The organism is Streptomyces sp. NPDC001904 (assembly GCF_040297005.1).
In the GTDB taxonomy this organism is placed as follows: domain Bacteria; phylum Actinomycetota; class Actinomycetes; order Streptomycetales; family Streptomycetaceae; genus Streptomyces.
On sequence record NZ_JBEOYI010000007.1, the window covers coordinates 55,615 to 72,640 of the forward strand.

At 72.9% G+C, this 17,026-nt stretch carries 17 protein-coding genes; 5 read left to right on the forward strand and 12 right to left on the reverse strand.

All coding sequences use genetic code 11. From position 1 onward, the window contains the following. Window positions 1–7: 7 nt before the first annotated feature. Complete coding sequence (locus tag ABT127_RS13550) at window positions 8–757, reverse strand: LOG family protein (protein WP_111666445.1); 750 nt, start codon at window positions 755–757, stop codon at window positions 8–10. 87 nt (window positions 758–844) lie between these two features. After that, the gene (gene dapE, locus ABT127_RS13555) at window positions 845–1,927 is read right to left on the reverse strand and encodes a succinyl-diaminopimelate desuccinylase (RefSeq protein ID WP_351448360.1); all 1,083 of its coding nucleotides are present in this window, start codon (window positions 1,925–1,927) and stop codon (window positions 845–847) included. Between the two features lie 73 nt (window positions 1,928–2,000). On the opposite strand from dapE, the gene ABT127_RS13560 reads away from it, so the two are divergent. Both ABT127_RS13560 and ABT127_RS13565 read left to right on the forward strand, forming a co-directional pair. Continuing rightward, window positions 2,001–2,924: a VldE C-terminal domain-containing protein gene (locus tag ABT127_RS13560; RefSeq protein WP_351448363.1), complete on the forward strand. Its 924-nt coding sequence runs from the start codon at window positions 2,001–2,003 to the stop codon at window positions 2,922–2,924. Between the two features lie 314 nt (window positions 2,925–3,238). Then, a complete protein-coding gene (locus ABT127_RS13565) occupies window positions 3,239–3,682 on the forward strand; it encodes an ATP-binding protein (RefSeq protein WP_351448366.1) in 444 nt (147 codons plus the stop codon). A 77-nt stretch (window positions 3,683–3,759) separates the two neighbouring features. Here the strand turns inward: ABT127_RS13565 and ABT127_RS13570 are convergent, their stop codons facing one another. Continuing rightward, entirely contained in the window at window positions 3,760–4,863 is a 1,104-nt protein-coding gene (locus tag ABT127_RS13570) for a bifunctional succinyldiaminopimelate transaminase/glutamate-prephenate aminotransferase (RefSeq protein WP_351448368.1), read from the reverse strand. Window positions 4,864–4,970: 107 nt separating this feature from the next. Beyond that, the gene (gene fdxA / locus ABT127_RS13575; RefSeq protein ID WP_111666449.1) at window positions 4,971–5,291 is read right to left on the reverse strand and encodes a ferredoxin; all 321 of its coding nucleotides are present in this window, start codon (window positions 5,289–5,291) and stop codon (window positions 4,971–4,973) included. Window positions 5,292–5,431: 140 nt separating this feature from the next. Here fdxA and ABT127_RS13580 point away from each other — a divergent pair, with 140 nt between their 5' ends. Together ABT127_RS13580 and ABT127_RS13585 are read left to right on the forward strand one after the other, a co-directional pair. Then, window positions 5,432–6,469 (forward strand): GNAT family N-acetyltransferase, encoded by a 1,038-nt coding sequence (locus ABT127_RS13580; protein ID WP_351448372.1) that lies wholly within the window; start codon window positions 5,432–5,434, stop codon window positions 6,467–6,469. A 30-nt stretch (window positions 6,470–6,499) separates the two neighbouring features. Further along, on the forward strand, window positions 6,500–7,342 hold the full coding sequence (locus tag ABT127_RS13585; protein ID WP_351448375.1) for a transglutaminase-like and tetratricopeptide repeat-containing protein: 843 nt from the start codon (window positions 6,500–6,502) through the stop codon (window positions 7,340–7,342). A gap of 18 nt (window positions 7,343–7,360) precedes the next feature. Here the strand turns inward: ABT127_RS13585 and ABT127_RS13590 are convergent, their stop codons facing one another. From ABT127_RS13590 to ABT127_RS13625, 8 genes are all read right to left on the reverse strand, one after another. Then, on the reverse strand, window positions 7,361–7,975 hold the full coding sequence (locus ABT127_RS13590; RefSeq protein WP_351448378.1) for a response regulator transcription factor: 615 nt from the start codon (window positions 7,973–7,975) through the stop codon (window positions 7,361–7,363). Next, the gene (locus tag ABT127_RS13595) at window positions 7,972–9,141 is read right to left on the reverse strand and encodes a sensor histidine kinase (protein WP_502971697.1); all 1,170 of its coding nucleotides are present in this window, start codon (window positions 9,139–9,141) and stop codon (window positions 7,972–7,974) included. Before ABT127_RS13595 ends, ABT127_RS13590 begins: the two co-directional genes overlap by 4 nt. After that, on the reverse strand, window positions 9,138–9,878 hold the full coding sequence (locus ABT127_RS13600) for an ABC transporter permease (protein ID WP_351448381.1): 741 nt from the start codon (window positions 9,876–9,878) through the stop codon (window positions 9,138–9,140). Before ABT127_RS13600 ends, ABT127_RS13595 begins: the two co-directional genes overlap by 4 nt. Beyond that, a complete protein-coding gene (locus ABT127_RS13605; RefSeq protein WP_351448384.1) occupies window positions 9,875–10,783 on the reverse strand; it encodes an ABC transporter ATP-binding protein in 909 nt (302 codons plus the stop codon). Before ABT127_RS13605 ends, ABT127_RS13600 begins: the two co-directional genes overlap by 4 nt. Before the next feature lie 104 nt (window positions 10,784–10,887). Further along, window positions 10,888–12,942 carry a hypothetical protein gene (locus ABT127_RS13610; protein ID WP_351448387.1) on the reverse strand — a complete coding sequence of 685 codons (2,055 nt, stop codon included), beginning with the start codon at window positions 12,940–12,942 and terminating at the stop codon, window positions 10,888–10,890. A gap of 186 nt (window positions 12,943–13,128) precedes the next feature. Continuing rightward, window positions 13,129–13,563: a DUF6113 family protein gene (locus ABT127_RS13615; protein ID WP_351448389.1), complete on the reverse strand. Its 435-nt coding sequence runs from the start codon at window positions 13,561–13,563 to the stop codon at window positions 13,129–13,131. Further along, window positions 13,560–14,447 carry an N-acetyl-1-D-myo-inositol-2-amino-2-deoxy-alpha-D-glucopyranoside deacetylase gene (gene mshB / locus ABT127_RS13620; protein ID WP_351448392.1) on the reverse strand — a complete coding sequence of 296 codons (888 nt, stop codon included), beginning with the start codon at window positions 14,445–14,447 and terminating at the stop codon, window positions 13,560–13,562. Before mshB ends, ABT127_RS13615 begins: the two co-directional genes overlap by 4 nt. Window positions 14,448–14,494: 47 nt before the next feature. Next, window positions 14,495–14,689: a hypothetical protein gene (locus ABT127_RS13625; protein WP_111666458.1), complete on the reverse strand. Its 195-nt coding sequence runs from the start codon at window positions 14,687–14,689 to the stop codon at window positions 14,495–14,497. A gap of 164 nt (window positions 14,690–14,853) precedes the next feature. Here ABT127_RS13625 and ABT127_RS13630 point away from each other — a divergent pair, with 164 nt between their 5' ends. After that, window positions 14,854–16,998: a S9 family peptidase gene (locus ABT127_RS13630; RefSeq protein WP_351448395.1), complete on the forward strand. Its 2,145-nt coding sequence runs from the start codon at window positions 14,854–14,856 to the stop codon at window positions 16,996–16,998. Window positions 16,999–17,026: the final 28 nt, after the last annotated feature.

The following is a 17,026-nucleotide window of genomic DNA, read 5'->3' on the forward strand; positions in this document are numbered from 1 at the left end:
GAGCGGTCTACTTGCCGGTCTCCTTGGTGACCAGCGTGATGGCCTCCTCCACGTCGTCCGTGACGTGGAACAGCAGCAGGTCGGCCTCGCTGGCCTTGCCCTGCGCGATGACCGTGTTCTTCAGCCAGTCGACGAGCCCGCTCCAGTACTGCGTGCCGAACAGGACGATCGGGAAGCGCGTCACCTTGGTGGTCTGGACGAGGGTGAGCGCCTCGAACAGCTCGTCCAGGGTGCCGAGCCCGCCGGGCAGGACGACGAACCCTTGGGCGTACTTCACGAACATCGTCTTCCGCACGAAGAAGTAGCGGAAGTTCAGGCCGAGGTCGACGTACTGGTTGAGCCCTTGCTCGAAGGGCAGTTCGATGCCGAGGCCGACCGAGATGCCCTTGGCCTCCACGGCGCCCTGGTTGGCGGCCTGCATGGCGCCGGGTCCGCCGCCGGTGATGACCGCGAAGCCGGCCTCCACCAGGGCCTTGCCGATCTCGACGCCCGCCGCGTACTCCGGTGAGTCCTGCGGTGTGCGGGCGGAGCCGAACACACTGATCGCGGGCGGCAGTTCGGCGAGCGTGCCGAAGCCCTCGATGAACTCGGACTGGATGCGCAGGACCCGCCAGGGGTCCGTGTGCACCCAGCCCGACGGGCCCTCCGTGTCGAGCAGACGCTGGTCGCTCGTCCCGGGCTGGACCTGGTCACGACGGCGGACCACCGGGCCCGTCCGCTGCTCCTTGGGACGTCGCGTGCCCTCGGGGTTGCTCATTGTCCGCTCCCTTCCTGCGCAGTCATCACGCACTTACGTAGAGCAAGGGTAGGTCTACGCGGGTTACATGCGAGGGACCCCGGCGTATCAGGGAGCGGTGAGCCAGGCGGCGAGGACCTTCTCCGCCTCCAGGATCAGCCGGGTGTCCACCCGCTCGTCGATCTTGTGGGCGTAGATCGGGTTGCCCGGTCCGTAGTTGACCGCGGGGACGCCCAGGGCGCTGAACCGGGAGACGTCGGTCCAGCCGAACTTCGGGCGTGCCTCGCCGCCGACGGCGGCCAGGAAGGCGGCCGCCGCGGGGTGTGTGAGGCCGGGCCGGGCGCCGCCGGTGTGGTCGTCGACGATGAACTCGTCGATGGGGCAGCCGGCGAAGAAGTCCCGGACGAACCGCTCGGCCTCCTCCGTGGAACGGTCCGGGGCGTAGCGGAAGTTGACCGTGACGGCGCAGGCGTCGGGGATGACGTTCTTGGCGAGCCCGCCCTCGATGGCGACGGCGTTCAGGCCCTCGTGGAACTCCAGGCCGTCGACGACCGGCTTGCGCGGCTCGTAGGCGGCGAGGCGCTCCAGGATGGGGGACGCGGCGTGGATGGCGTTCTTGCCCATCCACGCGCGCGCGGAGTGCGCCCGTTCGCCCGAGACCTTCAGGATGACGCGCAGCGTGCCCTGGCAGCCGCCCTCGACCAGGCCCTCGGTGCCCTCCAGGAGGATCGCGAAGTCGCCCTCCAGCCAGTCGGGGTGGGCGTCGGCCACATGCCCGAGGCCGTTGAGGTGTGCGGCGACCTCTTCGTTGTCGTAGAAGACGAAGGTGAGGTCGCGGTTGGGCTCGGTGACGGTCTGCGCGATCCGGAGCTGGACCGCGACGCCGGACTTCATGTCGCTGGTGCCGCAGCCCCACAGGGTGACGCCGTCCTCGTCGAGGCGCGAGGGGACGTTGTCCGCGATCGGGACCGTGTCGATGTGGCCGGCCAGGATGATCCGCTCGGAGCGGCCCAGGTCCGTGCGCGCGACCACGTTGTTGCCGTACCGGTCGACGGTGAGGTGCGGCAGGGCGCGCAGGGCCTCCTCGACGGCGTCCGCGAGCTCTTTCTCGCTGCCGCTGGGAGAGGCGAAGTCGACCAGCTGGGCGGTGAGGCGGGCGGCGTCCTGGGTGAGGTCAAGCGTGCGATCCATGGCGCCGATCCTAGACGGGCGGCGCCCGGCCGCCGCCGCCCGTCCTGTCGGTGGACTCCAGTACCTTGGTCGCGTGCCTGGGCCCCCCACTCCCGTGCGGCGCGGCCGCCTTCCGAGGATCGGCGCGTCGGTCGTCGTGCTGCTCGCCGTGGCCGGTTACGTGGCCGCGCAGTACGCCACCGGCGGCCGCCCCGCGCCACGGTGCACGGTGACGGCGGCCCACGGCGGCGGGAGCTCCTACGGGTTCACGTCCGAGCAGGCGGTCAACGCGGCGACGATCTCGGCGGTGGGCACCTCGCGCGGCATGCCCGAGCGCGCCGTCACCATCGCGCTGGCGACCGCCCTCCAGGAGTCCGGCCTGCGCAACATCCGCTACGGCGACCGGGATTCGCTCGGCCTGTTCCAGCAGCGCCCCTCCGAGGGCTGGGGCACCCGGAAGCAGATCATGGACCCGGTGTACGCGGCGGAGCGGTTCTACGCGCGCCTGGAGAAGGTCCCGGGCTACTCGCGGCTGCCGCTGACCGTGGCCGCCCAGCGCGTGCAGCGCAGCGGCTTTCCGCAGGCGTACGCGAAGCACGAGCCGGATGCCACCCTGCTCGCCGCCGCCCTGACCGGGCGGGCCGCCGCCTCGCTGACCTGCGAGGGCCGGCCGAGCGGCGCCGAGGCGACGCGGGCCGGAGATCCGGCGGGGGTGGACGCGGCGCTCGTACGCGACTTCGGCCGGGAGGTGGCCCCGCGCCCCGCGGGCAGGAACGCGCTGCGGGTCCCCGTGCCCACCGTCCCGGCGTCCGCCGGAGCGGCGGAGCGGCAGCGCGGCTGGGAGCTGGCGCAGTGGGCGGTGGCCAACTCGTCCGCGTTGCACATCGAACAGGTCTCCTACGCGGGCCGGGAGTGGACCGCCGGGGAGAGCGGGCAGAAGTGGCGCACGGCACAGAATCCGCCGGAGCCGTCACGGCGCGCGGCCGTCGACGAGGTCCGAATCACCACTGGGCAGTAGTGCGGACCGTCACCCGATAGGGGCACGCGGGACTCGTCCGGCATGCGTAGGGAACACACTCGCGGGCGCACCTCGGCGCGGGCCCCGATCCCCTTGGGACAAGGGGCTTCCGGCGGTTTTCGGGCCCGCACCGACGGCGGCGTTTGCCCGTTTTTATCCGCGGCAGATAATGCGACGCATTACCAACCCTTTACGTTGCCGACCCGCAACCTTCCCGGGGCGTCGGCCTGTTGTCTGAGCGTCCGACCGCCGCACGGCAACAGGCGCCGCACGGTGACCGGGCACCAAACGTTCTCTCCCGTCTAAGGAGCATCATGTCCCTCCCCCTGACCCGTCGGATCGCCCGTGCCGCGCTGCTCCTTGCGGCGGGAGCGGCACCCGTGGTCGGTGCGGCCGGTTCCGTGAGCGCTGCCGAACTGCCGGCCACGCCCGACCTCGGTGGCGTGACCGCGCTGGACGGCGCGAACCTGGGCAACACCGTCGACGGAGCGACCCAGAACGCCACCGGCATGGCCGGCGACACCGGGAGCAAGGCCGTGAAGAAGGCCGTTCCGGCGGCCGGCAAGACGGTCGGCAAGGGTGCCAAGACCGCCACCCCGGCGGCGCAGAAGGCCGCGGGCGACCTGGCCGGCAGCACCGGTGACGTGGTCGGCGACACCGCGGGGACCGCCACCAAGGGCGGCCTGCCCACCGACTCCCTGACCAAGGGCGGCCTGCCGACCGAGTCCCTCCCGGTCCAGAGCCTGCCGCTCGGCTGAGTCGCGCGCCGATGACGAAGGGGCGCCCCGGACGCTGTGTCAGCTCCGGGGCGCCCCTTCGTCGCGGTCGGGGACCGTCAGGCGAGCCGGTCCACGGCCGCCCGGATCCGCTCGTCGGACGCCGTCAGGGCGACGCGGACGAAGGTGGCCCCCGCCTCGCCGTAGAAGTCGCCGGGCGCCACCAGGATGCCCAGCTCCGCGAGATGGGCGACGGTGTCCCAGCAGGACTCCCCGCGCGTCGCCCACAGGTACAGGCTGGCCTCGCTGTGCTCGATGCGGAAGCCGTGCTTCAGCAGCGCCTCTCGCAGCAGTTCGCGGCGGGCCGCGTAACGGGCGCGCTGCTCGTGGACGTGGCTCTCGTCGCCGAGCGCGGCGACGACGGCCGCCTGCGTCGGGGCGGAGGTCATCATGCCGCCGTGTTTGCGGATCTGGAGCAGCGGGTCGAGGACCGCCGCGTCACCGGCGAGGAACGCCGCCCGGTACCCGGCCAGGTTCGAGCGCTTGGACAGCGAGTGGACGGTGACCAGACCCTCGTACGAGCCGCCGTTGACGTCCGGGTGCAGGACCGAGACCGGGTCGGCCTCCCAGCCCAGCTCGATGTAGCACTCGTCCGAGAAGATGAGGATGCCGTGCTCGCGGGCCCAGGCCACGATGCGGGTCAGCTCGTCCTTGGACAGCACGCGGCCCGTCGGGTTCGACGGGGAGTTGAGCCACAGGAGCTTGATGCCCGTGGGGTCCAGCTCGGTCGGGTCGTCGTAGGAGACGTACTCCGCGCGGGCCAGCCGGGCGCCGACCTCGTACGTCGGGTAGGCCAGGCGCGGGTAGGCGACCTTGTCGCCGGGGCCGAGGCCCAGCTGCGTCGGGAGCCAGGCCACCAGCTCCTTGGAGCCGACGACCGGCAGCACGTTGTGGTGGGTCAGACCGCGGGCGCCGAGCCGGCTCTCGCACCAGGAGACCAGGGCGTCGCGCAGCTGGGGCGTGCCCCAGACCGTGGGGTAGCCGGGCGAGTCCGCGGCGCCGATCAGGGCCTTCTGGATCAGCTCGGGCACCGGGTCGACGGGCGTGCCGACGGACAGGTCGACGATGCCGCCCGGGTGCGCCGCGGCCGTCTTCTTGTACGGCTCCAGCTTGTCCCAGGGGAAGGTCGGAATGCGGTCGATGGGGGCCGGGACTGCGGACACCTGTCAGCTCACTTCTTTCACGAAAATGGTGGACAAACGCCTCGGTCCCGTACGGCAGTGGAAGCCGTACGGGACCGGGGCAGCGCCTGTGCGTACCGCTCGCGCGGTTACTGGTTCTGCGGCGGCAGAGCGGCGATGAACGGGTGGTCCTTCTCGATCAGGCCCATCTTCGAGGCACCACCGGGCGAACCGAGCTCGTCGAAGAACTCGACGTTCGCCTTGTAGTAGTCCTTCCACTCCTCCGGAGTGTCGTCCTCGTAGAAGATCGCCTCGACCGGACAGACCGGCTCACAAGCACCACAGTCGACGCATTCGTCCGGGTGGATGTACAAGGACCGGGAGCCCTCGTAGATGCAGTCGACCGGGCACTCCTCGATGCACGCCTTGTCCTTGACGTCGACACAAGGCTGCGCGATGACGTAGGTCACGCTGTCGTTCCTCCTCGATAGGGCGCTGGCGGGCCTCCGCAGGCTCCGCCGCCTGGCGCGCGGGAGCGCGGCGTCGTCGATGCCCGCACCTAGTATCTCCGTTCCCGGCCATGATCCGAACAGGAGGGGTGGGCCTAGCTGTGGAATTCACTGCTGGCGGACGGCTCGAAGTCCGCATCTCGGGCGATGACGTGGGAAAACGCGTCTCTGTACGACGGGTGAGCGAGGACGGACCCGCGGGTCGGAAATTCACCGACACCGTCGGCGTTCTCACATCGTGGAACAGCGGTGTGCTGCTCATCACACGAAGAGGCGGCGAACGGGTCACGATCGAGGAGTCCGCACTGGTCGCCGGGAAGGTGGTGCCCGCCGAACCGGCCCGCCGCCGGGGTCCCGCCGCGACCTTCGCCGAGCTGGCGCACGTCGGCGCGCGGGCCTGGCAGCCGCTGGAGAGCCAACAGCTGGGCGAATGGCGGCTGCGGGCCGCCGACGGATACACCAAGCGGGCCAATTCCGTGCTGCCCGTGGGCGACCCGGGCGTTCCGCTCGACGAGGCGCTGGCCCACGTCCACCGGTGGTACGCGGCCCGGGAGCTGCCCGTCTACGCGCAGGCGGCGACCGGCGCCGAAGGGACGCAGGAACTGCTCTGCGCCGAACTGGCCGCCCGCGGCTGGACGGACGAGTCGCCGACCGAGGTGCGGACCGCCGCGCTCGCGCCGGTCGGGGACCAGCCCGATCCCGGCGCCGAGGTGGTGCTGGCGCGGCGGCCGTCGGCCGCATGGCTCGACCGCTACCAGCGCAAGGGGGCGAGCGAGGTCGCTCTCCAGGTGCTGTGCGCCGGACCGTCGGTGTGGTTCGCGACCGTGCCGGGCGAGGGCGGGGTGCCCGCGGCGATCGGCCGGTGCGTGGTCGACGGGCGGTGGGCCGGGTTCGGTGCCGTGGAGGTCGACCCTGCCCAGCGGCGCCGCGGGCTCGCCACGAAGATCATGACGGCGCTCGCGCGGCAGGCCCTCGACGAGGGTGCGTCGGCGGCCTGGCTCCAGGTGGAGGCGGACAACGAGGGGGCGCGCGCGCTCTACGACCGCATGGGTTTCGCCACGCATCACACCTACCGCTACTACCGTGCACCGGAGCACCAGGACGGGGTCGGCGGTTCTGTCCACCGCCGCGCCCGCTAATCGATCGGCCTGAAAGGGCACGAGGCACGTATGTCCCCGCACCTGTCCCCCCGTTCCACCGAACTCCGGCGCCGGTTCGCCGAGGAGGCGCGGGCCGAGCGGCCCGATCTCGCGCGGTTGTGTCTGCTGCTCGCCGCGGAGGCGGACGGCAAGCTCGACGACGCCGGGACGGACGCCGTGGAGATCGAGCTGGACGAGCTGGCCGGGCGGCTGCCGTTCCGGCCGGGCGGCCCGCGGGCCTGGGCGACGGCGCTGGCCGAACTGCTCGGGGCACAGCTCGGGTTCCACGGGGTGCCGGGCGACTACCAGCGGCTGGAGTCGTCGCTGCTGCACGAGGTCGTACGGCGTCGGCGCGGGCTGCCGATCCTGCTGTCGGTGGTGTGGATGGAGGTGGCCCGGCGGGCCGGGGCGCCGGTGTACGGCGTGGCCCTGCCGGGGCACTTCGTGGTCGGGTTCGGGCCGCTGGAGCAGCAGGTGCTCGCCGATCCGTTCGACGGCGGGCGGGTGCTGACCGGGTCCGACGCGGAGCTGCTGGTGGCCGGGGCCACCGGGGCGCCGCTGGACGCCTCGATGCTGCGGCCCGCCGACCCGCTGGAGGTCGTGCTGCGGATCCTGAACAACGTACGGGCGTGGGCGGCGACGCGGCCGGAGCGGTCCGACGTGTCGCTCTGGGCCGTGGAGCTGTCGCTGCTGCTGCCTTCGCATCCGGCGCGGTTGCGGTACGAGCGGGCCCAGTTGCTGGTGCAGCGCGGGGACTATGTGGGCGGGGCCACCGAGTTGGAGGCCTATGCCGAGGTGGTGGGAGCCGTGGACGCCCGCGCCGCCGAGACGGTGCTGGGACAGGCCCGGGCGGCTCGGGCGATGCTGAACTGAGCCGCGCCCCGCACGGGGCTACAGCCAGCCCTTCTCCTCGGCCACCCGTACCGCCTCCGCCTTGTTGCGAACCGCCAGTTTCTGGATGGCGACCGAGAGGTAGTTGCGGACCGTGCCCTGGGAGAGGTTCAGCGAGCGGGCCAGTTCGGCGTTGGTGCGGCCGTCGGAGGCCGCGCGGAGCACCTCGCGCTCCCGGTCCGTGAGCGGGTTCGCGCCCTCGGCCAGGGCCGCCGCGGCGAGCGTCGGGTCGATGACGCGTTCACCGGCGAGGACCGTGCGCACGGCCGCCGCGAGCTGGGCGGCGGGGGCGTCCTTGACCAGGAACGCGTGGGCGCCCGCCTCCATGGCGCTGCGCAGGTAGCCGGGGCGGCCGAACGTGGTCAGGACGACCACCTTCACCCCGGGCTGCTCGCGCGTCAGCCGGGCGGCGGCCTCGATGCCCGTGCAGCCCGGCATCTCGATGTCGAGCAGCGCCACGTCCACCGCGTGCTCGCGGGCCGCCGCGACCACCTCGTCGCCGCGCGCCACCTGGGCGACGACGTCGATGTCGGGTTCCAGGCCGAGCAGCGCCGCGAGGGCCTCGCGGACCATCGACTGGTCCTCGGCGAGCAGCACCTTGATCGGGGTGGTCATGCGGCGGATCCTACGGAGCCCGCCGGGACCCGGGCCACCAGGCGGAACCCGCGCCCCGCTGCCGCCCCCGCGTCCAGGGAGCCGCCGGCCGCGGCGAGGCGTTCGGCGAGGCCGGTCAGGCCGTTCCCGGCGGACGGACCCGCGGGGCCCGCGCCGTCGTCCTCCACGGTCAGCTCGACGACCGGGCCGTCCAGGGTCTCGCGGCGGGTGACGGCGACGGCGCAGCGGCGGGCGCCACTGTGCCGTACGACGTTGGTGACGGCCTCGCGCAGCGACCAGGCGAGCGCCGTCTCCTGGGCCTCGGGCAGGGCGGGCGCCCCGGCGGGCACCGTCGCCTCGATGCCCGCCGCCGTCAGCGCGACCTGGGCCCCGGCGAGTTCGGCGGACAGGCGCGGCCGCCGGTAGCCGGTGACGGCCTCGCGCACGTCGACGAGGGCCTGGCGGCTGACCTTCTCGATGTCGGCGACCTGGCCGGCCGCCTTGTCGGGGTGGTCGGGGAGCATCCGGCCCGCCAGTTCGCTCTTCAGGGTGATCAGGGAGAGCGAGTGCCCGAGGAGGTCGTGCAGGTCGCGGGCGAGCCGCAGCCGCTCCTCGTTGGCGGCGAGCTGCGCGACCTGCGCCCGCGCCTCCCGCAACTCCCTGGTGGTCCGCACCAGTTCCCGTACGCCGATCATGGAGAAGCCGCCGAGCAGCGACGGGATGACGAGCCAGTACTGCGGTTCGGTGTGGCGCAGCAGGCCGACGCCGACCATGACGGCCGTCGCCGCGACGATCGCGAGCCGGGAGTGGCGCAGCGGCAGGACCGCGCCGAGGGCCACGGACACGTAGACGAACAGGACCAGCCACTCGGGCCCGAGCGTGAGGGAGAGGACGACGGCGAGGACGGGCAGCACGGTCAGGCAGGCGCGGGCCGCGAACTGGCCGAGCGGGCGGCCCGTCTGCCGCATCACGAGACCGATGTACGCGGCCACGAACACCGCGAGCCCCAGGCAGCCGAGGGTGGTGGCCGCCGCGCTGTGGTGTCCCTGGGCGAGATCCGCGACCGGGCTCCCGAGGAAGGCCAGCCACATGGCGATCCACAGGAGCTTCACGGAGAACTCGCGGCGGCTCTCCGGCGGCCGGCCGACCGCGGGGGCCCGGCCCGCGCCCTCGGTCTCGGTGCTCACGCCTTCAACGTGTCCTTCCGGTACAGGTACGCCGCGCCGCCCGCGAAGAGCAGGAAGTAGGCGACGATCAGCGCGACGTCCTTGGCGTGCGGGGCGTCGCCCAGCTCGATGGCCTGGCCGAGGGCGGCGTAGGCGTGCGTGGGCAGCCACTTGGCGATGTCCTGCAGCCACTGCGGGAACGTCGTGGTGGGCATCCACAGGCCGCCCAGGATGGACAGGCCGAAGTAGGTGATCATCGTGATCGGGCGGACGGCGTCGCCGCTCGCGATGTAGCCGATGGCCACCCCGAGCGCGGCGAAGCAGAGGCTGCCGGCCCAGATCGCGCCGGTCAGCGCGGCCCACTGCCAGGCGTCGAACCGTACGTCCTTGAAGACCGCGGCGACGACGAAGACGATCACGATGGACGGGAGCGAGACGACGGCGGCGCTCGCGGTCTTGGCGAGCACATAGCCGCGGCCCGGCAGCGTCGTGAGCCGCAACTGCCGTACCCAACCGCTCTCGCGCTCCTTGGCGATGCGCTCGCTGTTGCCCATCAGGACCGCGGTGAGCGCGCCGAAGGACGCCATGGAGACCATCATGAACGCGGGCAGGCTCAGTCCCGTGCCGTCGACGATGTCCTTGCTGTCGGCCTGGCCCGCGATGAGCAGGAACAGGACCGAGGGGTAGATCACCGAGAAGAAGAGGAACTTCCTGTTGCGCAGGGCGCGCACGAGTTCCAGTCTGATCAGGCTGTTCATCGCGACTTGGCCTCCTCGGCCTCGGTGATGGCGACGAAGGCCTGCTCCAGGCCGAGCCCGGCGACCTCCAGATTGCGGGGGTAGACGCCGAGCCCGTACAGGGCGTGCACGGTCGCGTCGGCGTCGGTGGACTGGATGCGGACCGTCTGGCCCGACACGTCGACGGCGGTCAGGAACGGCAGGGCGCGGACGGCCGCCTCGTCGATGGGGCCCTCCAGGTCGAAGGAGACCTTCCGGGCGCCCGCCTTGGCCTTGATCTCGGCGGCGGTGCCGTCGGCGAGCAGGCGGCCGCGGTGCAGCACCAGGACGCGGTCAGCGATCGCGTCCGCCTCCTCCAGGTAGTGCGTGGCGAACAGAACGGTGCGGCCCTGGTCGGCCGGTTCGCGCATGGTCGCCCAGAACGCCTGGCGGGCCGACACGTCCATGCCGGTCGTCGGCTCGTCGAGGACGATCAGATCGCTGTCGCCCGCGGTGGCGAGGGCGAAGCGGACGCGCTGCTCCTGGCCGCCGGAGAGCTTGTTGACCTTGCGGTCGGCGATCTGGGTGACACCGGCCCGGCTCAGGACGTCATCGGTCGTGTACGGCTTCGGGTGCAGGGCCACCGCGAGCTGGACGAGCTCACGGACGGTCACCTCGTCCATCAGGCCGCCGCTCTGCAGCATGGCGCCGACCCGGCCGCGCACGATCGCGTCGCGCGGGCTGAGGCCGAAGACCCGCACGTCACCGGTGTCGGCGGGGCGCAGGCCGAGGAGCAGGTCGAGGGTGGTGGACTTGCCGGCGCCGTTCGGGCCGAGCAGAGCGACGGTCTCGCCGGGGTGCAGCGCGAGGCTGAGCCCGTCGACGGCCCGCACGGTGCCGTACGTCTTCGTCACCCCGGTGAAGGTGACCGCTGCGTCTGAGTTCATGACGCCATCGTCGCCGTTCGGCGGCCCGGTACGGCAGTGCCACGTGTCGCGCGTCCCGCATGACAGATGTCATGCGGGACGCGCGGGTCGTGCGGTGGGGGCGGCTAGCCGGCGTTCGTGGGGATGTCCACGGTGCGCTCGGCCTTGCTCTTGCCCAGCAGCGCCTTGCCCATGGCCTGGGCGACGTCGGTCGGCTGGACCGCCGTCTTCTTGCCGGTGCCGCGGGTGATCAGGACGCCGTCGAAGGTGTTGCCGTAGAGCGTCTTGAGCGCCGCCAGGTTGTACGTCTCGACGAGCTTGCCGTCGACCGCCTTCATGCCGAGCACCTTCGGCAGGGAGATGGCGGGGCCGAAGTCGATCTGCTTGCCGCCCGCCGTGATGGTCACGTTGGCGGACATCGCCGGCTCGGCGAACTGCTTCATCTTCCGGTCGACCTCGGCGTTCGAGACCGTCGGCTGCTGGGTCGAGGTCGCGACCCGGACCGGCGCGTCCTTGCCGGTCTCGACGTGCGCCCGGTACGCCTCCGCGACCGCGCCCGCCGACTGGTCGACGTCGATGCCCTTGCCCGCCTTGCCGTAGACCGCGACGGCCTTGCCGGGAACGAACTTGATCGTGCCGTCGCCGGAGGCGGCGCCACCGCCCGCCGCGTCCTGGAGGGCCGCGTGCAGCTTCTCCTCGTCGACGGGCATGACCGGCTGGACGACCCTCTGGTTGCCGAAGAGCGAGCCGATCACCGAGACCGGGTTGTAGTCGCTGCCCGCGGCGTTCGAGACGGTGGCCGCGCTGTCCAGCGAGAGGCCCGACTGGTCCGGCTTCAGCTCGACGGTCCTGCCGTCGACCTCCAGCTTCAGGGGGTCGCCGGTGCGCTTGCCGAGCGTGCTCTCCAGCTTGGCGGCCGCCTCGTCCCGGGTGCCGCCGCCGATGTCGACGCCGAGGACGGTGGTGCCCTTGGGGACGTCGGAGTGGTTCATCAGCAGGCCCGCGCCGTAGGCGACACCGGCCACGCCGACGACGCCCGCGCCGAGCAGGACCAGCTTGCTGCGGCCCTTCTTCTTCTTTGCGGGGGCCGGGGTGCTCTGCACCGGATCCGGCAGCTTCGGCGCGGTGTGCGCGGCCGGTCCGGCGCCCGGGCCCTGCGGCGGGAACGGGGAGCCGGGGCCCGCGCCCTGGCCGGGCTGCGGGACGACCGGGATGCCGCTGGTGAGCGTGTCGCCCGAGACGTTGCCACCGGAGCCGGGGGGCTCGGGGGCGGGGATCTGGGGCGTCAGGATCGCGGTGTCGTCGCTCATCCGGGGCGGCGTCGGGGCACCGGTGCCGGGTCCCACCAGCGGGTTCGGCGCGCTCGGCGGCGTCAGCATCGGGCCGTCGCCGGTGACCGGGCCACCGGTGGGCCCGGCGGGACCGGCCGGGCCGCGGCCCGGGGCGTCCGGCCGGCGGGGGCCGTCGGGGCCGCCCGGCGCGTTGCCGCTCGCGTTCCCGTTCCCGCCCGCGTTCGCGGAGAAGTACGGCAGGTCGCCGCGGTCTCCCGCGCCCGGACCCGACTGACCCGAGGGCCCGCTCTTGGCGCCCTGCGGGGCGCCGCTGCCGAGCGGTCCGGCCGCCACGGCGCCGGACACGTCGAAGCCGCCGGAGGTACCGGCGGACGTGCCGCGCTGCGGGGCACCCGTGCCGGGGGCCGGAGCGTCCGGACGCTGCGGGGCGGCGGCCGTCTTGCGCGGCGCGAACCAGTCGCTGGTCTTCTCCTCGGGCTCGCCGGGCGCGCCCGGCTGCGGGGCGTCGGCCGGCGCACCGGCGGACGCGGGAGGACGGACATCGGCGGCCGGCGCCTGCGGGGCGGGACCGCGGCCCGGGTCCGCACCCTGGGGCCCGGCGGCACCACCAGAACCACCGGCGCCACCGGAACCACCGCCGTCGACGTCGCTCATCGGCGTACGCATCACGACCGGCGGGATCGGGCGGGAGCCCGGGATGTTGATCCGGATCCGGGTGGTCAGGGTCGTCTCGGTCTTGGGGCCGTCCTGGTCGCCCGGCGGTGTCGGTTCGGCGTCCCCGGACGCCGCGCCCTGCGCGGACGTGCCGTACGGAGGCGTCCCGGACGGGTAGGCGGCTGCGCCGCGCCCCTGGGGCCCGGAGGACGAACTGTCAGTTTCACGACTCAAGGCAGGTTCTCCCGGTTGGCTCCGCCGCCCGTCTCGACCTCGCGCGGGCTGTTCGGCGGCGCGCACCACCATACTGGCCGTCGCGGGAAGTCATCATGTGACGGATGGTGAATCCCCTGTGGGGCCGGTGGCGATGTCCGTCAGGTGCCCGGCGGGCGTCCGGCGGGTGTCCGTCAAAGGGGGACGTCACTTCCCAAGTCGGGCGGTGGGCGTGGGCGGTTGCCCCGGAAGTCCGATGGTGGCGCAGATCACAGCCACCGCCATCCCTCCGAGGAGGAAGAGGTAGGAGCCGAGACCGGCGCCGAAAAGGAAGTCTCCCTCGGGCCGGCTCGTGGTCAGCAGCATGACGGCGACGAGCCAGCCCGCCGCCGGCGCCACGGCCCCGGCTCTGCCGCCGGTCAGCCGCGCTCCGCCGTGGAAGACGCCGGCCGCGCCGAGCAGCGCGAGCAGCAACCCGCCCGGGAACCAGCCGCCTTGGGCCAGCGCGCCCGCGGCGCCGACCAGGGCGCCGAGCACGAGCAGACCGAGGAGCGCGGCGATCCGGCCGGGGCGGAGGTCGAGCGGCTGGGCGAGGGCGCTGCCGCCCTGCGCCCGGACCGGGGCCTTGTCCTTGCTCGTCATGCGCGCGCTCCCTCGGCGGTCTCGAACAGGTCGTTCTCGTGGGCCGATCCGGGCTCGCCCCGCACCAACTCGTAGTACTCGACGTCGAACAGCGGCTGCGCGAGCCCGTTGGAGAGCGCGAACACCGCGTCTCCCTCCGCGACCTCGACCTGGGTGGCGTGGGCGCGCATCGCCGCGGCCTTGCGGCCGAGGAGGGGGCGGCCGTCGATCTCGGCGGTGATCCGCCCGTCGTCGACCACGCCCGGGACGTCACCGACGGCGGCGACGGCGCCGAACGGCGCGGGGTCGAGGCGCCGGAACCTCTCTTCGACGACCGTGCGGGGCACCCGGTTCCAGTAGATCTTGGCGATCGTGTGCGGCTCGCCGAGATCGCGCCGGAAGGCGGGTTCGGCGGCGAGGTCGGCGGCACGGTGGGCGACGCGATGGGCCTGGATGTGGTCGGGGTGTCCGTAGCCGCCGTCGGGGTCGTACGTGACGAGGACCTGCGGGCGGATCTCGCGGATCACGGCGACCAGGTGGGCGGCGGCCTCGTCGAGGTCGGCGGACCAGAAGGATCCCGGCCGCTCGTTCTGCTCGGCGCCCATCATCCCGGAGTCGTGGAAGCGGCCCGGGCCGCCGAGGAAGCGGTGGTCGGTGACGCCCAGTTCCTTCATCGCGGCGGCCAACTCACCAATGCGGTGCGGTCCGAGAATGTTCTCCCGATCCGGGGCGAGATGTACCAGTTCGTCCGGAATGACCTCGCCCTCTTCACCGAGGGTGCAGGTCACGAGGGTGACGTGCGCACCTTCGGCGGCGTACTTGGCCATCGTGGCGCCGTTGTTGATCGACTCGTCGTCGGGGTGCGCGTGCACGAGGAGCAGACGCCGGGCGGGCAGTTCGGTCATACCCCCAGCCTAGAACCCCGAGGACACGCACCCGGAACACGATGCCGCTAGAACTTGATGCCGCCGACCATGTCCGCCACGTTCGTCGTCAGTTCCTTGATCGTGGGCGCGATGGACGAGCTCGCCAGGTAGAAGCCGAGGAGCACACAGACGATCGCGTGACCGGCTTTCAGCCCAGACTTCTTGATCAGGATGAAGACGATGATCGCGAACAGCACCACGGCCGAGATCGAGAGTGCCACAGCGGTCCTCCTCCAAAGTGATCCGGTCGCCGGGAGTCTTCCGAGAGCTGTCTACCCACGGAACGCTACGAATCATAACTATCCGTCGTTACGCATGAGTCGCCGCCAGGGGGCACCGGGAGCACGAGGGGGCGCATGGTCCACTCGCGCCCTACGCTTCGGGGATGACCACCGAGACCGAGACGCTCGTCACAGAGTCGTCCACTCCTCCTTCCTTCCCTCGTCAGCACGCGCGTACGCAGCGCTTCACGCTGGGCGCACCCCGTGCGTTCACCGTGGCGCCCGACGGGGAGCGCGTCGTCTTTCTGCGCTCCCCCTCCGGCAGCGACCGGGCGAACGCGCTGTGGGTGCTGGACGTGGCGAGCGGCCAGGAGCGGCCGGCCGCGGAGCCGTCCGCGCTGCTCGGCGGGGTGTCGGAGAAGCTGTCCGCCGCGGAGCGGGCCCGGCGCGAGCGCAGCCGTGAGGGCGGCGCGGGCATCGTCGGGTACGCGACGGACGCGGCGGTGGAGCTGGCGGCGTTCGCACTGTCCGGCCGCCTCTTCGCGGCCGAGCTGCGCGCCGGGACGGCCCGTGAACTGTCCGTGCCGGGACCGGTGATCGATCCGCGCCCCTCCCCCGACGGCCGGCACATCGCCTACGTGGCGCAGGGCGCCCTGCGCGTCGTCGGCGCGGAGGGCGCGGACGACAGGGCGCTCGCGACGCCGGAGTCGGACACGGTCACGTACGGGCTCGCGGAGTTCATCGCGGCCGAGGAGATGTCCCGCTACCGGGGCCACTGGTGGTCCCCCGACTCGGACCGGCTCCTGGTGGCCCGCGCCGACGACGCGGCCGTGCAGCGCTGGTGGATCGCCGACCCGGCGCACCCCGACCGCGAACCGGCCCGGGTCGCCTATCCGTCGGCCGGCACCCCCAACGCCGAGGTGCGGCTCTTCTCGTACGCGCTCGACGGCACCCGCACCGAGATCACCTGGAACCGGGCCGCCTATCCGTACCTGGCCCGCGTCCACTGGTCGGCGGACGGCGCCCCGCTGCTCCTGGTCCAGGCCCGCGACCAGCTGAGCGCCCTCTACCTGGCCGTCGACGTCGAGTTGGGGACCACCCGGATGGTGCACGCCGACGAGGACGACCAGTGGCTGGAGCTGCTGCCGGGCGTGCCGTGCTGGTCGCCGAGCGGGCAGCTGGTGCGGATCGCCGACGAGGGCGGCGCGCGGGTCCTGGCGGTGGGCGAACGCCCGCTCACCGGTCCGCAGTTGCACGTCCGCGCCGTCCTGGACGTCGGCGACGGCGACGTGCTGATCTCGGCGTCGGCGGGCGCGGAGGCGGAGGCGCCGGAGACCGGCGAGGTGCACGTCTACCGGGTCAACGAGCTGGGCGTGCAGCGGGTGACCGGCGAGCCCGGCGTCCACTCGGCGGTGCGCTCGGGCGAGGTCACCGTCCTCGTCTCGGCAACCCTCGGCTCCCCCGGCGCACGGGTGCGCGTGGAGCGCGACGGCAAGCACGTCGCCGAGATCGCCTCCTTCGCGCAAGCGCCGGTGCTGTCGCCGCGGGTGACCCTGACCGAGGCGGACGGCATTCCGTGCGCCGTCCTGCTCCCCTCCTCGTACGCCGAGGGGGACGGGCCGCTGCCGGTGCTGATGGATCCGTACGGCGGCCCGCACGGGCAGCGCGTCCTGGCGGCGCACAACCCGTACCTGACCTCCCAGTGGTTCGCCGACCAGGGCTTCGCGGTGATCGTCGCGGACGGCCGGGGCACCCCGGGGGTCTCGCCCGGCCGGGAGAAGGCGATCCGCGGCGACTTCACGGTGACGCTGGACGACCAGGTCACGGCACTGCACGCGCTGGCCGACCGGTTCCCGCTGGACCTGTCCAAGGTGGCGATGCGCGGCTGGAGCTACGGCGGCTATCTGTCGGCGCTGGCCGTGCTGCGCCGCCCCGACGTCTTCCACGCGGGGGTCGCGGGGGCGCCGGTGACGGACTGGCGGCTGTACGACACCCACTACACGGAGCGGTACCTCGGGGATCCGGCGAAGAGCCCGGCCACGTACGCGAAGAACTCCCTGGTGACGGACGACGGCCTGACCGAGGCGGCCGGCCGGCACCGGCCGATGCTGATCGTGCACGGGCTCGCGGACGACAACGTGGTCGTGGCGCACGCGCTGCGGCTCAGCTCCGCGCTGCTCGCCGCCGGGCGGCCGCACGAGGTGCTGCCGCTGTCGGGCGTCACGCACATGACGCCGCAGGAGCAGGTCGCCGAGAACCTGCTGCTGCTCCAGGTCGACTTCCTGAAGCGGTCGCTGGACGTGGCATAGCAACCGGGGCCGGAGCGACATGGCGCGC